This is a genomic window from Serratia sp. S4 (assembly GCF_000347995.1).
In the GTDB taxonomy this organism is placed as follows: domain Bacteria; phylum Pseudomonadota; class Gammaproteobacteria; order Enterobacterales; family Enterobacteriaceae; genus Serratia; species Serratia quinivorans.
Genome location: NZ_KB661120.1, coordinates 1,346,329 through 1,362,208 on the forward strand (window position 1 = coordinate 1,346,329; position 15,880 = coordinate 1,362,208).

At 55.3% G+C, this 15,880-nt stretch carries 14 protein-coding genes; all 14 read left to right on the top strand.

The features are described 5' to 3' along the window. Position 1: 1 nt before the first annotated feature. The 14 genes from sdhA to tolA all read left to right on the top strand — a co-directional run bounded on the left by sdhA (position 2) and on the right by tolA (position 15,869). Positions 2-1,768 carry a succinate dehydrogenase flavoprotein subunit gene (gene sdhA / locus SERS4_RS0106995; protein ID WP_012005700.1) on the top strand — a complete coding sequence of 589 codons (1,767 nt, stop codon included), beginning with the start codon at positions 2-4 and terminating at the stop codon, positions 1,766-1,768. A gap of 16 nt (positions 1,769-1,784) precedes the next feature. Further along, on the top strand, positions 1,785-2,501 hold the full coding sequence (locus SERS4_RS0107000) for a succinate dehydrogenase iron-sulfur subunit (RefSeq protein ID WP_012005701.1): 717 nt from the start codon (positions 1,785-1,787) through the stop codon (positions 2,499-2,501). A 276-nt stretch (positions 2,502-2,777) separates the two neighbouring features. Next, positions 2,778-5,591 carry a 2-oxoglutarate dehydrogenase E1 component gene (sucA, locus tag SERS4_RS0107005; protein ID WP_012005702.1) on the top strand — a complete coding sequence of 938 codons (2,814 nt, stop codon included), beginning with the start codon at positions 2,778-2,780 and terminating at the stop codon, positions 5,589-5,591. A gap of 11 nt (positions 5,592-5,602) precedes the next feature. Next, positions 5,603-6,817, top strand: coding sequence for a 2-oxoglutarate dehydrogenase complex dihydrolipoyllysine-residue succinyltransferase (odhB, locus tag SERS4_RS0107010; RefSeq protein WP_012005703.1), 1,215 nt, complete (start codon positions 5,603-5,605; stop codon positions 6,815-6,817). 112 nt (positions 6,818-6,929) lie between these two features. After that, entirely contained in the window at positions 6,930-8,096 is a 1,167-nt protein-coding gene (gene sucC / locus SERS4_RS0107015; RefSeq protein WP_017891943.1) for an ADP-forming succinate--CoA ligase subunit beta, read from the top strand. Further along, a complete protein-coding gene (gene sucD, locus SERS4_RS0107020; protein ID WP_012005705.1) occupies positions 8,096-8,968 on the top strand; it encodes a succinate--CoA ligase subunit alpha in 873 nt (290 codons plus the stop codon). Before sucC ends, sucD begins: the two co-directional genes overlap by 1 nt. Before the next feature lie 781 nt (positions 8,969-9,749). Then, positions 9,750-11,318: a cytochrome ubiquinol oxidase subunit I gene (cydA, locus tag SERS4_RS0107025; protein WP_017891944.1), complete on the top strand. Its 1,569-nt coding sequence runs from the start codon at positions 9,750-9,752 to the stop codon at positions 11,316-11,318. Between the two features lie 14 nt (positions 11,319-11,332). Further along, complete coding sequence (cydB, locus tag SERS4_RS0107030) at positions 11,333-12,472, top strand: cytochrome d ubiquinol oxidase subunit II (protein WP_012005707.1); 1,140 nt, start codon at positions 11,333-11,335, stop codon at positions 12,470-12,472. A 17-nt stretch (positions 12,473-12,489) separates the two neighbouring features. Next, on the top strand, positions 12,490-12,603 hold the full coding sequence (cydX, locus tag SERS4_RS26190; RefSeq protein WP_012005708.1) for a cytochrome bd-I oxidase subunit CydX: 114 nt from the start codon (positions 12,490-12,492) through the stop codon (positions 12,601-12,603). Next, positions 12,603-12,899 carry a cyd operon protein YbgE gene (ybgE, locus tag SERS4_RS0107040; protein WP_012005709.1) on the top strand — a complete coding sequence of 99 codons (297 nt, stop codon included), beginning with the start codon at positions 12,603-12,605 and terminating at the stop codon, positions 12,897-12,899. The genes cydX and ybgE overlap by 1 nt, the downstream gene beginning before the upstream one ends. Positions 12,900-13,029: 130 nt before the next feature. Then, entirely contained in the window at positions 13,030-13,434 is a 405-nt protein-coding gene (gene ybgC, locus SERS4_RS0107045) for a tol-pal system-associated acyl-CoA thioesterase (RefSeq protein WP_012005710.1), read from the top strand. After that, positions 13,431-14,114: a Tol-Pal system protein TolQ gene (tolQ, locus tag SERS4_RS0107050; protein WP_006324117.1), complete on the top strand. Its 684-nt coding sequence runs from the start codon at positions 13,431-13,433 to the stop codon at positions 14,112-14,114. The genes ybgC and tolQ overlap by 4 nt, the downstream gene beginning before the upstream one ends. A gap of 12 nt (positions 14,115-14,126) precedes the next feature. Then, positions 14,127-14,555 (top strand): colicin uptake protein TolR, encoded by a 429-nt coding sequence (tolR, locus tag SERS4_RS0107055; protein ID WP_012005711.1) that lies wholly within the window; start codon positions 14,127-14,129, stop codon positions 14,553-14,555. An 81-nt stretch (positions 14,556-14,636) separates the two neighbouring features. Further along, positions 14,637-15,869: a cell envelope integrity protein TolA gene (gene tolA / locus SERS4_RS0107060; protein ID WP_026142253.1), complete on the top strand. Its 1,233-nt coding sequence runs from the start codon at positions 14,637-14,639 to the stop codon at positions 15,867-15,869. Positions 15,870-15,880: the final 11 nt, after the last annotated feature.

Here is a 15,880-nt window from a genome sequence, read left to right on the forward strand (position 1 = left end):
GATGAAACTGCCGGTCAGAGAGTTTGATGCTGTAGTTATCGGTGCAGGCGGCGCAGGTATGCGCGCGGCACTGCAAATTTCTCAAGCGGGTTCTTCTTGTGCCCTGCTGTCCAAAGTATTCCCGACCCGTTCCCATACCGTGTCTGCACAGGGCGGCATTACCGTAGCCCTGGGTAATAACCACGAAGATAACTGGGAATGGCATATGTATGACACGGTGAAAGGTTCCGATTATATCGGTGACCAGGACGCCATTGAGTATATGTGTAAAACCGGCCCGGAAGCAGTTCTGGAGCTGGAGCATATGGGGCTGCCGTTCTCCCGTACCGACGATGGCCGCATCTATCAGCGCCCATTCGGCGGCCAGTCACTGAATTTCGGTGGCGAGCAGGCAGCACGTACCGCTGCGGCGGCTGACCGTACCGGTCACGCCCTGCTGCACACCCTGTATCAACAGAACCTGAAAAATCACACCACTATCTTCTCCGAGTGGTATGCGCTGGATCTGGTGAAAAACCAGGATGGCGCAGTGGTCGGCACCACGGCTATCTGCATTGAAACCGGTGAAGTGGTTTACTTCAAAGCCAAAGCCACCGTGCTGGCGACCGGCGGTGCAGGCCGTATTTACCAGTCCACCACCAACGCCCATATCAACACCGGTGACGGTGTCGGCATGGCGCTGCGTGCCGGCGTGCCGGTGCAGGACATGGAAATGTGGCAGTTCCACCCGACCGGCATCGCCGGTGCCGGGGTTCTGGTGACCGAAGGTTGTCGTGGTGAAGGCGGTTATCTGCTGAACAAACACGGTGAGCGTTTCATGGAGCGCTATGCGCCGAACGCCAAAGACCTGGCGGGCCGTGATGTGGTAGCCCGTTCGATCATGATTGAAATCCGCGAAGGCCGTGGCTGTGACGGTCCGTGGGGCCCGCACGTTAAGCTGAAGCTGGATCACCTGGGTAAAGAAGTGCTGGAATCCCGCCTGCCGGGCATTCTGGAACTGTCGCGCACCTTCGCGCACGTCGACCCAGTGAAAGAGCCTATCCCGGTTATCCCAACCTGCCACTATATGATGGGCGGTATTCCGACCAAAGTGACCGGCCAGGCGTTGACCGTGAATGAGAAAGGCGAAGACGTAGTGATCCCTGGGCTGTTCGCCGTGGGCGAAATTGCCTGCGTATCGGTGCACGGCGCCAACCGTCTGGGCGGCAACTCGCTGCTGGATCTGGTGGTGTTCGGTCGTGCCGCCGGCATGCATCTGCAGGAATCTATCCTCGAGCAGGGCGCCAGCCGTGAAGCGAGCGAATCCGATGTAGAAGCGTCGCTGGATCGTCTGAACCGCTGGAACAACACCCGTTCAGGTGAAGATCCGGTTGAAATCCGCAAGGCGCTGCAAGCCTGTATGCAACACAACTTCTCGGTATTCCGTGAAGGTGATGCGATGGCGAAAGGGCTGGAAGAACTGAAAGAGATCCGTGAACGTCTGAAGAACGCACGTCTGGACGATACCTCCAGCGAATTCAACACCCAGCGCATCGAATGCCTGGAGTTGGATAACCTGATGGAGACCGCGTTTTCCACCGCCGTGTCGGCCAACTTCCGTACCGAGAGCCGTGGCGCGCATAGCCGCTTCGACTTCCCGGAACGTGATGATGCCAACTGGCTGTGTCACTCGCTGTATCAGCCGCAATCGGAAAGCATGACGCGTCGTGAAGTGAACATGCAACCGAAGCTGCGCCCGGCATTCCCGCCGAAAGTGCGTTCTTACTAATTGCGGAGATCGATTGATGAAACTCGAATTTTCAATTTATCGCTACAATCCGGATGTTGACGATGCTCCGCACATGCAGGATTACAGCCTGGAAGCGGAAGAAGGTCGCGACATGATGTTGCTGGATGCGTTGATCCAGCTGAAAGAAAAAGATCCAAGCCTGTCGTTCCGTCGTTCATGCCGTGAAGGCGTTTGTGGTTCCGATGGGATCAACATGAACGGTAAAAACGGCCTGGCCTGTATCACTCCGGTGTCGTCGCTGACCAAAGGCAATAAAAAGATTGTGATCCGTCCGTTGCCGGGCTTGCCGGTAGTGCGCGATCTGGTGGTCGATATGGGTCAGTTCTATACCCAGTATGAAAAGATCAAGCCCTTCCTGCAGAACGACGGCAAGAACCCGCCGGCGCGTGAGCACCTGCAATCGCCGGAAGAGCGTGCCAAGCTCGATGGTCTGTACGAGTGCATTTTATGCGCTTGTTGTTCGACCTCTTGCCCGTCATTCTGGTGGAATCCTGACAAGTTTATCGGCCCGGCTGGCCTGTTGGCGGCGTACCGCTTCCTGATTGACAGCCGTGACACGGAAACGGAAGAACGTTTAGACGATCTGGACGACGCTTTCAGTGTTTTCCGCTGCCATAGCATTATGAATTGTGTCAGTGTATGCCCTAAGGGCTTGAATCCGACCCGTGCAATCGGTCATATCAAGTCTATGCTGCTGCAACGCGGCGCATAAGTGGAATGAGATGCTGCGCCGGGCAGTTTCCGGCGCACATCACAAAGGAGGGAGCCTCTAAAAACTGACCCGCGGCTGCGGCGCTAAGCAGCCTGGTTCGCCCGCCGGTTTTTAGAGGTTCCTTGTAAGGGACCGCAAGGTCCATAGCAGAACGTACCGAGCCTTTCTTTTGGCTAAAAGTACGTCGAGTGAACCGTTTCTACGGCAAACCGTATCCATCACGGTAATTATGTTAACCACGGCGAAAACTAAAGCTTCAAAGCTTAAGGGATCATGATGCAGAACGGCGCAATGAAGGCCTGGCTGGATTCCTCCTATCTGGCGGGCGCGAACCAGTCTTACATAGAACAGCTCTATGAAGACTTCTTAACCGATCCGGGCTCCGTTGAAGATAGCTGGCGTTCCATTTTTCAACAGCTACCAACCGCGGGTGTAAAACCCGATCAGCTTCACTCTCAAACGCGTGACTACTTCCGCCGCCTGGCGAAAGACTCCGCGCGTTACAACACCACCATCAACGATCCAGACACCGACGCCAAACAGGTCAAGGTACTGCAGCTGATTAACGCCTTCCGTTTCCGCGGACATCAGCATGCCAACCTCGATCCGCTCGGTCTGTGGCAGCGTGAGCAAGTTCCTGACCTTGAACCCGCCTACCACAACCTGACCGAAGCCGACTTCCAGGAAACCTTCAACGTGGGTTCTTTCGCCATCGGCAAAGAAACCATGAAGCTGGGCGACCTGTACGCTGCGCTGAAGCAGACCTACTGCGGCTCGATCGGTGCGGAATACATGCACATCACCAATACCGAAGAGAAACGCTGGATCCAACAGCGTATTGAATCGGTAGTGGGGCACGCCAGCTTTACCCATGACGAGAAGCGCCGTTTCCTGAACGAGCTGACCGCAGCGGAAGGTCTGGAACGCTACCTCGGCGCCAAATTCCCAGGAGCAAAACGCTTCTCGCTGGAAGGTGGCGATGCGCTGGTGCCAATGCTTAAAGAGATGGTGCGCCACGCCGGTAAGAACGGCACGCGCGAAGTGGTGTTGGGCATGGCCCACCGCGGCCGTCTGAACGTGTTGATCAACGTGCTGGGTAAAAAACCTGCCGACCTGTTCGACGAGTTTGCCGGCAAGCATAAAGAACACCTCGGCACCGGTGACGTGAAATATCACCAGGGCTTCTCCTCCGACGTAGAAACCGAAGGCGGCATGGTTCACCTGGCGCTGGCGTTTAACCCGTCGCACCTGGAGATCGTCAGCCCGGTAGTTATGGGTTCTGTACGTGCCCGTCGTGACCGTCTGGACGAAGCGCGCAGCAACATGGTACTGCCAATCACCATCCACGGTGATGCCGCCATTACCGGCCAGGGCGTGGTTCAGGAAACGCTGAACATGTCGCAGGCTCGCGGTTACGAAGTGGGCGGCACGGTACGTATCGTGATCAACAACCAGGTTGGTTTCACCACTTCCAACCCGCTGGATGCGCGTTCTACCGAATACTGTACTGACATCGCCAAGATGGTGCAGTCGCCGATCTTCCACGTCAATGCTGACGATCCGGAAGCGGTGGCCTTTGTTACCCGTCTGGCGTTGGATTTCCGTAACACCTTCAAACGTGACGTGATGATCGATCTGGTCTGCTACCGTCGCCACGGGCATAACGAGGCCGATGAGCCAAGTGCAACCCAGCCGGTGATGTACCAGAAGATCAAGAAACACCCAACGCCACGCAAGATTTATGCTGACGTGCTGACCGAACAAAAAGTCGCCAGCCTGGAAGATGCCACGGAAATGGTCAACCTGTACCGTGATGCACTCGACCGCGGCGATTGCGTGGTTGAAGAATGGCGTCCGATGAACCTGCACTCCTTTACCTGGTCGCCGTACCTCAACCACGAGTGGGACGAAGAGTACCCAAGCAAGGTTGAAATGAAGCGCCTGCAGGAACTGGCCCGTCGCATCAGCACCGCGCCGGAAGCTATTGAAATGCAGTCACGCGTAGCGAAAATCTACGGTGACCGCGCAGAGATGGCTGCAGGCAATAAAGCGTTCGACTGGGGCGCGGCGGAAACGCTGGCTTATGCCACCCTGGTTGACGAAGGCATTCCAATCCGCCTATCCGGTGAAGATGCCGGTCGCGGTACCTTCTTCCACCGTCATGCGGTAGTGCACAACCAGAAAAACGGTTCGGTCTACGTGCCACTGGCCAATGTCCACAGCGGGCAGGGCGAGTTCAAAGTTTGGGACTCCGTACTGTCTGAAGAAGCCGTTCTGGCGTTCGAATATGGCTATGCCACCGCAGAACCTCGCACCCTGACCATCTGGGAAGCGCAGTTCGGTGACTTCGCCAACGGCGCTCAGGTGGTGATCGACCAGTTCATCAGCTCCGGCGAGCAGAAATGGGGCCGTATGTGTGGCCTGGTGATGCTGCTGCCGCACGGTTACGAAGGCCAGGGTCCAGAGCACTCCTCTGCGCGTCTGGAACGTTACCTGCAACTGTGTGCCGAGCAGAATATGCAGGTGTGCATCCCGTCTACCCCGGCACAGGTTTACCACATGCTGCGTCGTCAGGCGCTGCGCGGTATGCGCCGTCCGTTGGTGGTGATGTCACCGAAATCTCTGCTGCGTCACCCGCTGGCGACTTCGTCTCTGGATGAGCTGGCTAACGGCACCTTCCTGCCGGCGATTGGCGAAATTGACGATCTGGATCCGAAAGCGGTCAAACGTGTGGTGCTGTGCTCCGGTAAGGTCTATTACGATCTGCTGGAACAGCGTCGCAAGAACGACCAGAAAGACGTGGCCATCGTACGTATCGAGCAACTGTACCCGTTCCCGCATCAGGCCCTTCAGGCGGTGCTGGAGAAGTATGCTCACGTGCATGATTTCGTCTGGTGTCAGGAAGAGCCGCTGAACCAGGGTGCCTGGTACTGCAGCCAACACAACTTCCGTGAAGTGGTGCCGTTCGGGGCTTCTTTACGTTACGCCGGACGTCCAGCCTCTGCCTCTCCGGCAGTGGGTTATATGTCCGTACACCAGAAGCAGCAACAGGCTCTGGTTAATGACGCGCTGAATATTGTTAAAGATTAAGGGAAAGCTAAATGAGTAGCGTAGATATTCTGGTTCCTGACCTTCCTGAATCGGTTGCCGATGCGACCGTCGCCACCTGGCACAAGAAACCAGGTGACAGCGTCCAGCGTGACGAAGTTCTGGTTGAAATCGAAACTGACAAAGTGGTGCTGGAAGTTCCGGCCAGCGAAGCAGGCATTCTGGATGCGATCGTGGAAGAAGAGGGCGCAACCGTGCTTTCTCGCCAGATCCTTGGCCGTATTCGTCCGGGCGACAGCTCTGGCAAGCCGACCGAAGAAAAAAGCCAGGCTAAAGAAGCCACTCCAGCCCAGCGCGCAACCGCCAGCCTGGAAGAAGAGAGCAACGACGCACTCAGCCCGGCTATCCGCCGCCTGATTGCCGAACATGACCTCGATGCAGCTGCCATCAAAGGCAGCGGCGTGGGTGGCCGAATCACCCGCGAAGACGTGGAAGCGCACCTGGCCAACGGCAAGAAAGCCGACAAGCCGGCCGCCGTTGAAGCCGCTCCGCAGCCTGCTCTGAGCGGCCGCAGCGAGAAGCGTGTTCCTATGACCCGTCTGCGCAAGCGCGTGGCCGAGCGTCTGTTGGAAGCGAAGAACAGCACTGCGATGCTGACGACCTTCAACGAAATCAACATGCAGCCGATCATGGATATGCGCAAGCAGTACGGTGAAGCCTTCGAAAAACGCCACGGTGTACGTCTGGGCTTCATGTCCTTCTACATCAAGGCGGTGGTTGAAGCGCTGAAACGCTTCCCGGAAGTGAACGCTTCTATCGACGGCACCGACGTGGTGTACCACAACTATTTCGATATCAGCATTGCGGTATCTACTCCTCGTGGCCTGGTGACCCCGGTGCTGCGCGATGTAGACAGCATGAGCATGGCGGACATCGAGAAGAAAATCAAAGAGCTGGCAGTCAAAGGCCGTGATGGCAAACTGACTGTGGAAGAGCTGACCGGCGGTAACTTCACCATTACCAACGGCGGCGTATTCGGTTCACTGATGTCTACCCCGATCATCAACCCACCGCAGAGCGCCATCCTGGGCATGCACGCCATTAAAGATCGCCCAATGGCGGTCAAAGGCCAGGTTGTGATCCTGCCGATGATGTATCTGGCACTGTCTTATGACCATCGCCTGATCGACGGTAAAGAATCCGTGGGTTACCTGGTGACGGTTAAAGAGATGCTGGAAGATCCGGCTCGTCTGCTGCTGGACGTATAACCCTGATGGGCGCGGTACGCCCACACTCTGTGCTATGTGGCCGACTAAAGTCATGCGGTTTTCCGCCAAAATGGCTCGGCTAAAACCTTCAGAACTGAATGGATAGAACATCATGAATTTACACGAATATCAGGCAAAACAGCTGTTTGCTCGGTATGGTATGCCGGCACCAACCGGTTATGCCTGTACCACACCGCGTGAAGCGGAAGAAGCCGCATCCAAAATCGGCTCCGGCCCGTGGGTGGTTAAATGTCAGGTTCATGCTGGCGGTCGCGGTAAAGCTGGCGGCGTTAAAGTGGTTAACAGCAAGGAAGACATCCGTGCTTTCGCTGAAGCCTGGCTGGGCAAGCGTCTGGTGACCTACCAGACTGACGCACTGGGCCAACCGGTTCACCAGATCCTGGTAGAAGCGGCGACCGACATCGATAAAGAACTGTATCTGGGTGCGGTTGTTGACCGTGCCAGCCGTCGCGTGGTGTTCATGGCATCCACCGAGGGTGGCGTTGAAATCGAGAAAGTTGCGGAAGAAACCCCGGAACTGATCCACAAAATGACCATCGATCCACTGGCAGGCCCACAGCCTTTCCAGGGCCGTGAACTGGCTTTCAAACTGGGTCTGACCGGTAAGCAAGTCGGCCAGTTCGCCAAAATCTTCATGGGTCTGGCGACCTTGTTCCTGGAACGTGACCTGGCCATGGTTGAGATCAACCCGCTGGTGGTGACCAAGCAGGGCGATCTGATCTGTCTGGACGGCAAACTGGGCGCTGACGGCAACGCCCTGTTCCGCCAGCCTGAGCTGCGTGAAATGCGCGACCTTTCTCAGGAAGATGAGCGTGAATCCCGTGCGGCACAGTGGGAGCTGAACTATGTTGCTCTCGACGGCAACATCGGTTGCATGGTGAACGGCGCAGGCCTGGCGATGGGTACCATGGACATCGTTAAACTGCACGGCGGCGAACCCGCCAACTTCCTCGATGTGGGCGGCGGCGCAACCAAAGAGCGCGTGACCGAAGCCTTCAAAATCATCCTGTCTGATGACAAGGTGAAAGCGGTTCTGGTTAACATTTTTGGTGGTATCGTGCGTTGCGACCTGATCGCTGACGGTATCATTGGCGCAGTAGCCGAAGTGGGCGTTAACGTCCCGGTGGTGGTGCGTCTGGAAGGGAATAACGCCGAGCTGGGCGCCAAGAAACTGGCGGACAGCGGTCTGAATATCATTGCTGCGACCAGCCTGACTGATGCGGCTCAGCAAGTTGTTGCGGCAGTGGGGAGCAAATAATGTCCATTTTAATCGATAAAAACACCAAAGTAATTTGCCAGGGCTTCACCGGTAGCCAGGGGACTTTCCACTCCGAGCAAGCTATCGCTTACGGTACCAAAATGGTCGGTGGCGTAACGCCGGGCAAAGGCGGTACCGAGCATCTGGGCCTGCCGGTGTTCAACACCGTGCGTGAAGCCGTAGAAGCGACCGGCGCTACCGCGTCCGTTATCTATGTACCGGCTCCGTTCTGCAAAGACTCCATTCTGGAAGCAATCGATGCAGGCATCAAACTGATCATCACCATCACCGAAGGCATCCCGACGCTGGATATGCTGACCGTGAAAGTGAAGCTGGATGAAGCTGGCGTGCGCATGATTGGCCCGAACTGCCCAGGTGTTATCACCCCGGGCGAGTGCAAAATCGGCATCATGCCTGGCCACATCCACCTGCCGGGTAAAGTGGGTATCGTTTCCCGCTCTGGCACCCTGACCTACGAAGCGGTAAAACAAACTACCGATACCGGTCTGGGCCAGTCTACCTGTGTGGGTATCGGCGGTGACCCGATCCCAGGCTCCAACTTCATCGATATCCTGAAACTGTTCCAGGAAGATCCGCAGACTGAAGCGATCGTCATGATCGGTGAGATCGGCGGTAGCGCTGAAGAAGAAGCGGCAGCCTATATCAAAGAGCACGTGACCAAGCCAGTGGTTGGCTATATCGCGGGTGTTACCGCGCCTAAAGGCAAACGTATGGGCCATGCCGGCGCCATCATTGCCGGCGGCAAAGGGACTGCAGACGAGAAGTTTGCGGCGCTGGAAGCGGCAGGGGTTAAAACCGTGCGCAGCCTGGCTGACATCGGCGAGGCAGTCAAAGCGGTTCTGAACCGCTAATTTACCTGCGGTAGTCCGTGTTCAAGCAGGGTCAGACCAAGCGTCTGGCCCTGTTTTTTTTTGCCTGTCGGAGGGCTGGCCGGGCATCAATGTGGTCGTGGTGGGGATTAGCGGCGTCAATTAAGCGGGAAAGGGGCTGGGGCAGGCGTATTTAAGCGCTGCTTTATCGATAATAATTCTTTTTATTGCCTATAATTATCAGAGTAAAAAAATAAGCTAAGCTTGTCCTATTGGTAGGTTAATAAACGTTAACATCATTCACACTCAAGACTTCATTTAAATACAGCTAGCCATTAAATATCACATCTATTTAACACAAAAAGTACCTACATAGACTACGAAACCATTGTGTAACATAACCACAAGATAATTATGAGAAATTGTGAGCTGAATCTGGAAATAAAATCCCGATAGGCTTAAATTGTTTCAGATCAAATTACGCCTGAATACCTCTTTGGGGGAAAATTTGACCTGTAACCCAAAGTCTAACCCACATCACGTAAAAACCTATTTATTGTGTGGGATTGGGCGAGTATCATCCATGCTGAATATGGATGATTGATCTTGTTGCATTTGTTACCCGTTGTCGGTTTTCAGTGGTGTGTTTTGTGCACTGGCCAGTAGTCAGGCCCGCGTCGAATGCATGGTTGAAAGCGGAGAGGCTGGATCAAATTTTTGTTGTGTTTAAGGGCATTCACTGCGGGGCGTTACCGGTAGCTTCACCCGAAGTCATATCGATAACCGCATGTCGGAGTCTTCCTGCGAGGAGCAAGGAGTCAAGATGTTTGATATTGTCGAACTGTCGCGCTTACAGTTTGCTTTAACGGCGATGTACCACTTCTTATTTGTCCCATTAACGCTGGGTATGGCGTTCTTGCTGGCAATTATGGAAACGGTATATGTACTGTCAGGCAAGCAAATCTATAAAGATATGACCAAATTCTGGGGCAAGTTATTTGCAATTAACTTTGCCCTGGGTGTGGCCACCGGTTTGACCATGGAGTTCCAGTTCGGGACTAACTGGTCATATTTCTCCCACTACGTCGGTGATATTTTCGGGGCCCCGCTGGCCATCGAAGGTCTGATGGCGTTCTTCCTTGAATCGACGCTGGTCGGCCTGTTCTTCTTCGGCTGGGATCGTCTGGGCAAGGTGCAGCACATGGCCGTTACCTGGCTGGTGGCACTGGGCTCAAACTTCTCTGCGCTGTGGATCCTGGTCGCCAACGGTTGGATGCAAAACCCGATCGCCTCGGATTTCAACTTCGAAACCATGCGTATGGAGATGCTCAGCTTCTCCGAACTGGTGCTCAACCCGGTTGCACAGGTGAAGTTCGTGCATACCGTGGCCGCCGGCTACACCTGTGGCGCGATGTTCGTTCTGGGTATCAGCTCTTACTACCTGTTGAAAGGCCGCGACCTCGCCTTTGCCAAACGCTCCTTCGCTATTGCCGCCAGCTTCGGTATGGCTGCCGTGCTGTCCGTTATCGTTCTGGGTGATGAATCCGGCTACGAAATGGGCGACGTGCAGAAAACCAAACTGGCCGCCATCGAAGCCGAGTGGGACACGCAACCGGCACCGGCTTCCTTTACCCTGTTCGGTATTCCGAATCAGGATAAAATGGAAAACTTCTACTCGATCCAAATCCCTTACGCGCTTGGCCTTATTGCTACCCGCTCAACAGATACCCAGGTCACCGGCCTGAAAGATCTGATGGCGCAGCATGAAGTGCGTATCCGCAACGGGATGAAAGCCTATGGGCTGTTGGAAGAGCTGCGCAGCGGCAATACTGACCCGGCGGTACGCACCGAGTTCAATAAAGCCAAGCAGGACCTGGGCTACGGCTTACTGTTGAAGCGTTATACCCAGAACGTCACCGACGCGACGGAAACGCAGATCCAGCAGGCAACCAAAGACTCGATCCCACGCGTAGCACCGCTGTACTTCGCCTTCCGTATCATGGTGGCCTGTGGCGTGCTGATGCTGTTGATCATCGGTCTGTCGTTCTGGAGCGTGATCCGCAACCGTGTCGGCCAGAGAAAATGGCTGCACCGTGCGGCGCTGTATGGCCTGCCGCTGCCGTGGATCGCGATCGAAGCCGGCTGGTTTGTGGCTGAATACGGTCGTCAGCCTTGGGCGATTGGTGAGGTGCTGCCGACTGCGGTCGCCAACTCTTCACTGACTGCAGGCGACATTCTGTTCTCGATGGGGCTGATTTGCGGCTTGTACACCCTGTTCCTGGTGGCTGAAATGTACCTGATGTTCAAATTTGCACGTCTGGGTCCAAGCAGCCTGAAAACTGGCCGCTACCACTTTGAACAACCGACTGCCGCCGTGCAGGAAGCGCGCTAAACAGGAGTCCACGTATGTTTGATTATGAAGTACTGCGATTTATCTGGTGGGTCCTGATTGGCGTACTGCTGATCGGTTTCGCCGTCACCGACGGTTTCGACATGGGGGTCGGCATCCTGGTGCGCATTATCGGTAAAACCGATACCGAGCGCCGGGTGATGATCAACTCCATCGCACCACACTGGGACGGTAACCAGGTGTGGCTGATCACTGCCGGTGGTGCACTGTTCGCCGCCTGGCCGATGGTCTATGCGGCGGCGTTCTCCGGTTTCTATGTTGCCATGATCCTGGTGCTGTCAGCCTTGTTCTTCCGCCCGGTCGGTTTTGACTACCGCTCGAAGCTGGAGAGCAGCCGCTGGCGCAACATGTGGGACTGGGGCATCTTTATCGGCAGCTTCGTGCCTGCGGTGGTATTCGGCGTGGCGTTCGGCAACCTGTTGCAGGGCGTGCCGTTCCACATGGATGAATACATGCGTCTGTTCTACACCGGCAACTTCTTCCAACTGCTCAATCCGTTTGGTCTGTTGGCGGGCGTGGTCAGTTTGACCATGCTGGTGACCCAGGGGGCAACTTACCTGCAGATGCGTACCAGCGGTGAAATTCACCTGCGTGCTCGCGCTGCGGCGCAGATCTCCACGTTGGTGATGGCGGTATTCTTCCTGTTGGGCGGCATCTGGCTGGTCAAAGGCATCGACGGTTATGTGATTACCTCGACGCTGAACACCATGGCGGAGTCTAACCCGATGCGTAAAGAAGTGGCTCATCAGGCCGGTGCCTGGTTGATCAACTTCAACAAGTATCCGCTGCTGTGGGCACTGCCTGCACTGGGCGTGGTGCTGCCGCTGTTCACGGTGCTGTTCTCGCGCTTGTCGAAAGACGCGCTGGCGTTCGTGACCTCGTCGCTGACCATTGCCTGTGTGATCCTGACCGCCGGGGTGACCATGTTCCCGTTCGTGATGCCGTCAAGCACCGTGCCTAACATCAGCCTGACCATGTGGGACGCCACCTCCAGCCTGTTGACGCTGCAAGTGATGACCGTTGTCGCGGCGATCTTCGTGCCTATCGTTCTGGCGTACACCAGCTGGTCGTACTACAAAATGTTCGGCCGTCTCGACAAGAACTTCATCGAGAACAACAAGCATTCGCTGTATTAAGGATAGGGAGCTAAACCATGTGGTATTTTGCCTGGATTCTCGGAACGCTTCTTGCCTGTGCCTTCGGCATCATCACGGCGCTGGCGCTTGAGCACCACGAAGATTCAAAAGCACAGCAAGACGATAAGTGATGAGTTTGTCACTGACTGACAAGCTGTACGCTATCACCGACAAGGGCCCGGTCCGGGCCCTTTCACTGGTGCTGGCGTTGATTTTGGCGGGCTGTATTTTCTGGGATCCGACCCGCTTTGCGGCGAAGACCAGCTCGCTGGAGATTTGGGAAGGGCTGCTGCTTATTTGGGCAGTCTGTGCCGGGGTGGTTCATGGGGTCGGGTTTCGACCGCAACGCACCCTGTGGCGAGCTTTTTTTGCGCCACTTCCGGCAATTGTGATCCTGGCCGCAGGATTACTTTACGTTTCTTTATAATCTCCGCTATACCCCCAAGTTATGGGCCATCGCGGCCCATAATTATTTTCGTTCCCATCTTGTAACCCATTCCCAACCCGATCCGTCTTGCGTATAGTAGCACCGTTAAATTGCATTGCTGGGAAGTAGAGTGAGTAATACGTTGTTTCGATGGCCGGTTCGCGTTTACTACGAAGATACCGATGCCAGTGGTGTGGTCTATCACGCCCGCTATGTGGCTTTTTTTGAAAGAGCGCGCACCGAGATGCTGCGTCATCATAACTTTCATCAACAGCAGCTGCTCAGTGAAAATGTCGCCTTCGCTGTCCGGCGCATGACGGTTGATTATCTGCTTCCTGCTCGTCTTGACGACCAGCTGGAAGTCCAGAGTGAAATCACCTCAATGCGCGGGGCTTCTCTTACGTTTGCTCAACGCATTGTCAATTCTGACGGAACTCTTTTGAGTCAGGCCGACGTGTTGATTGCATGTATTGATCCACACCAAATGAAGCCGATAGCGCTTCCTAAGTCTATTGTCGCGGAGTTTAAGCAGTGAATGAGATGAACATCCTAGATTTATTCTTGAAGGCCAGCCTGCTGGTTAAGCTTATCATGTTGATTTTGATATGCTTCTCAGTGGCCTCCTGGGCGATCATCATCCAGCGTACCCGCATCCTTAATGCGGCCACGCGTGACGCCGAAGCCTTTGAAGACAAATTCTGGTCCGGTATTGAGCTTTCCCGTTTGTATCAGGAAAGCCAGGCACGTCGCGATAGCCTGACCGGCTCAGAGCAAATTTTCCACTCTGGTTTCAAAGAGTTCGCTCGTTTGCACCGCGCTAATAACCATGCGCCGGAATCGGTGATCGAAGGTGCGTCACGTGCCATGCGTATCTCGATGAACCGCGAACTGGAAACGCTGGAAAACCACATTCCTTTCCTCGGCACCGTGGGTTCGATCAGTCCGTATATCGGCCTGTTCGGCACCGTGTGGGGGATTATGCACGCCTTTATCGCACTGGGTGCGGTGAAACAGGCCACGCTGCAAATGGTAGCACCGGGTATCGCCGAAGCACTGATCGCAACCGCCATCGGTCTGTTCGCCGCTATCCCGGCCGTTATGGCCTATAACCGCCTCAACCAGCGCGTCAACAAGCTTGAGCAGAATTACGACAACTTTATGGAAGAGTTCACCGCTATTCTGCATCGTCAGGCCTTCTCCAGCGACAGCAAATAAGTAGGAGGTAGCATGGCGAGAGTTCGTGGACGTAATCGGCGCGAGCTGAAGTCCGAAATTAACATCGTTCCGTTGCTCGACGTGTTGCTGGTGCTGTTGCTGATCTTTATGGCAACCGCACCGATCATCACCCAGAGCGTTGAGGTTGATCTGCCGGACGCCACCGATTCCAAAGCGGTTTCCAGCAGTGATAATCCACCGGTGATCCTCGAGGTTTCCGGCGTGGGCCAATACACCATGGTGGTGGATCACGACCGCATGGAACTGTTGCCGCCGGAGCAGGTTGCAGCCGAAGCCAAGTCGCGTTTGGCGGCCAACCCCAAGACGGTCTTTTTGATCGGTGGGGCGAAGGAAGTTCCGTACGATGAGATTATCAAGGCATTGAATATTCTCCATCAGGCGGGCGTCACTTCCGTGGGGCTGATGACCCAGCCAATTTGACCCTAAGGTCAGTGGCAACCCGGTTCCTGCGCTGCGGTGCAGGAACCCCGTATAAGCAACACCAGTTTTTGGGAATCTATTTTGGTAAAGGCAACTGAGCAAAACGATAAGCTGAACCGCGCCGTTATTGTTTCGGTCGTTCTGCACTTTGTATTGATTGCCCTGCTGATTTGGGGCTCGCTGCAAGAAAACGTCGAAATGAGTGCCGGCGGTGGCGGCGACGGTTCGGTCGTCGGTGCAGTGATGGTCGATCCCGGGGCAGTGGTGGAGCAGTACAACCGCCAGCAACAGCAGAGTAACGACGCGCAGCGTGCTGAAAAGCAGCGCCAGAAAAAAGCGGAGCAACAGGCCGAAGAACTTCAGCAGAAGCAGGCGGCGGAACAACAGCGCCTGAAAGAGCTGGAGAAAGAGCGTTTGACCGCGCAGGAAAAAGCGGCCCAGGACGCGAAAGAACAGGCTGAACAGCAAAAGCAGGCCGCAGAGCAACAAAAGCAGGCAGCTGAACAGCAAAAAGTGGCCGAGAACGCCGCGGCGAAAGCCAAAGAACAACAGAAAGTAGCGGAAGCCGCTGCCGCCAAGGCCAAGGCCGAAGCGGATAAAGTCGCCAAAGCACAGGCCGACGCGCAGAAGAAAGCCGAGTCTGAAGCCAAGAAAGAAGCTGCCGCCGCGGCTACCGCCAAGAAACAGGCGGAAGAAGCGAAGAAAGCCGCTGCTGCTGAAGCTGCAGAGAAAAAAGCCGCTGCCGACGCCGAGAAGAAGGCTGCCGCAGAAGCTGAAAAGGCTGAGAAAAAAGCGGCTGCTGATGCCGAGAAGAAAGCGGCCGCAGAGGCGGAGAAAAAGGCTGCTGCTGCTGAAAAGGCCGCAGCCAAGAAAGCCGCAGATGCCAAGAAGAAAGCGGCCGCTGCAGCTGCGAATCAGTCTTCAGAGGTTGACGAACTGTTTGGTGGCCTGGCGGACGGTAAAAACGCGCCGAAAGGCGGCGGCAAGCAGAAGGGTGACGGTAAACCGGCCGGTCAGGGCAATGCCAAGACTGCGGGTGCCAGTGGTGCTGATTTGGCCAGCTACGGTAACCAGATAAAAAATGCGGTGCAGAATAAGTTCTATGATTGGGACTCATACAAGGGACGTACTTGTACATTGAGAATTAATATGGCTCCTGATGGTTTCGTGATTGGTGTGAAAGTTGAGGGCGGCGATCCAGCACTTTGCCAAGCAGCTGCTGCGGCAGCTCGGCAGGCGAAAATGCCTAAGCCACCAAGTAAAGAGGTTTACGAGGCATTTAAAAATGCTCCAATTGATTTTAATCCTCGGTAATGACTTCTCAG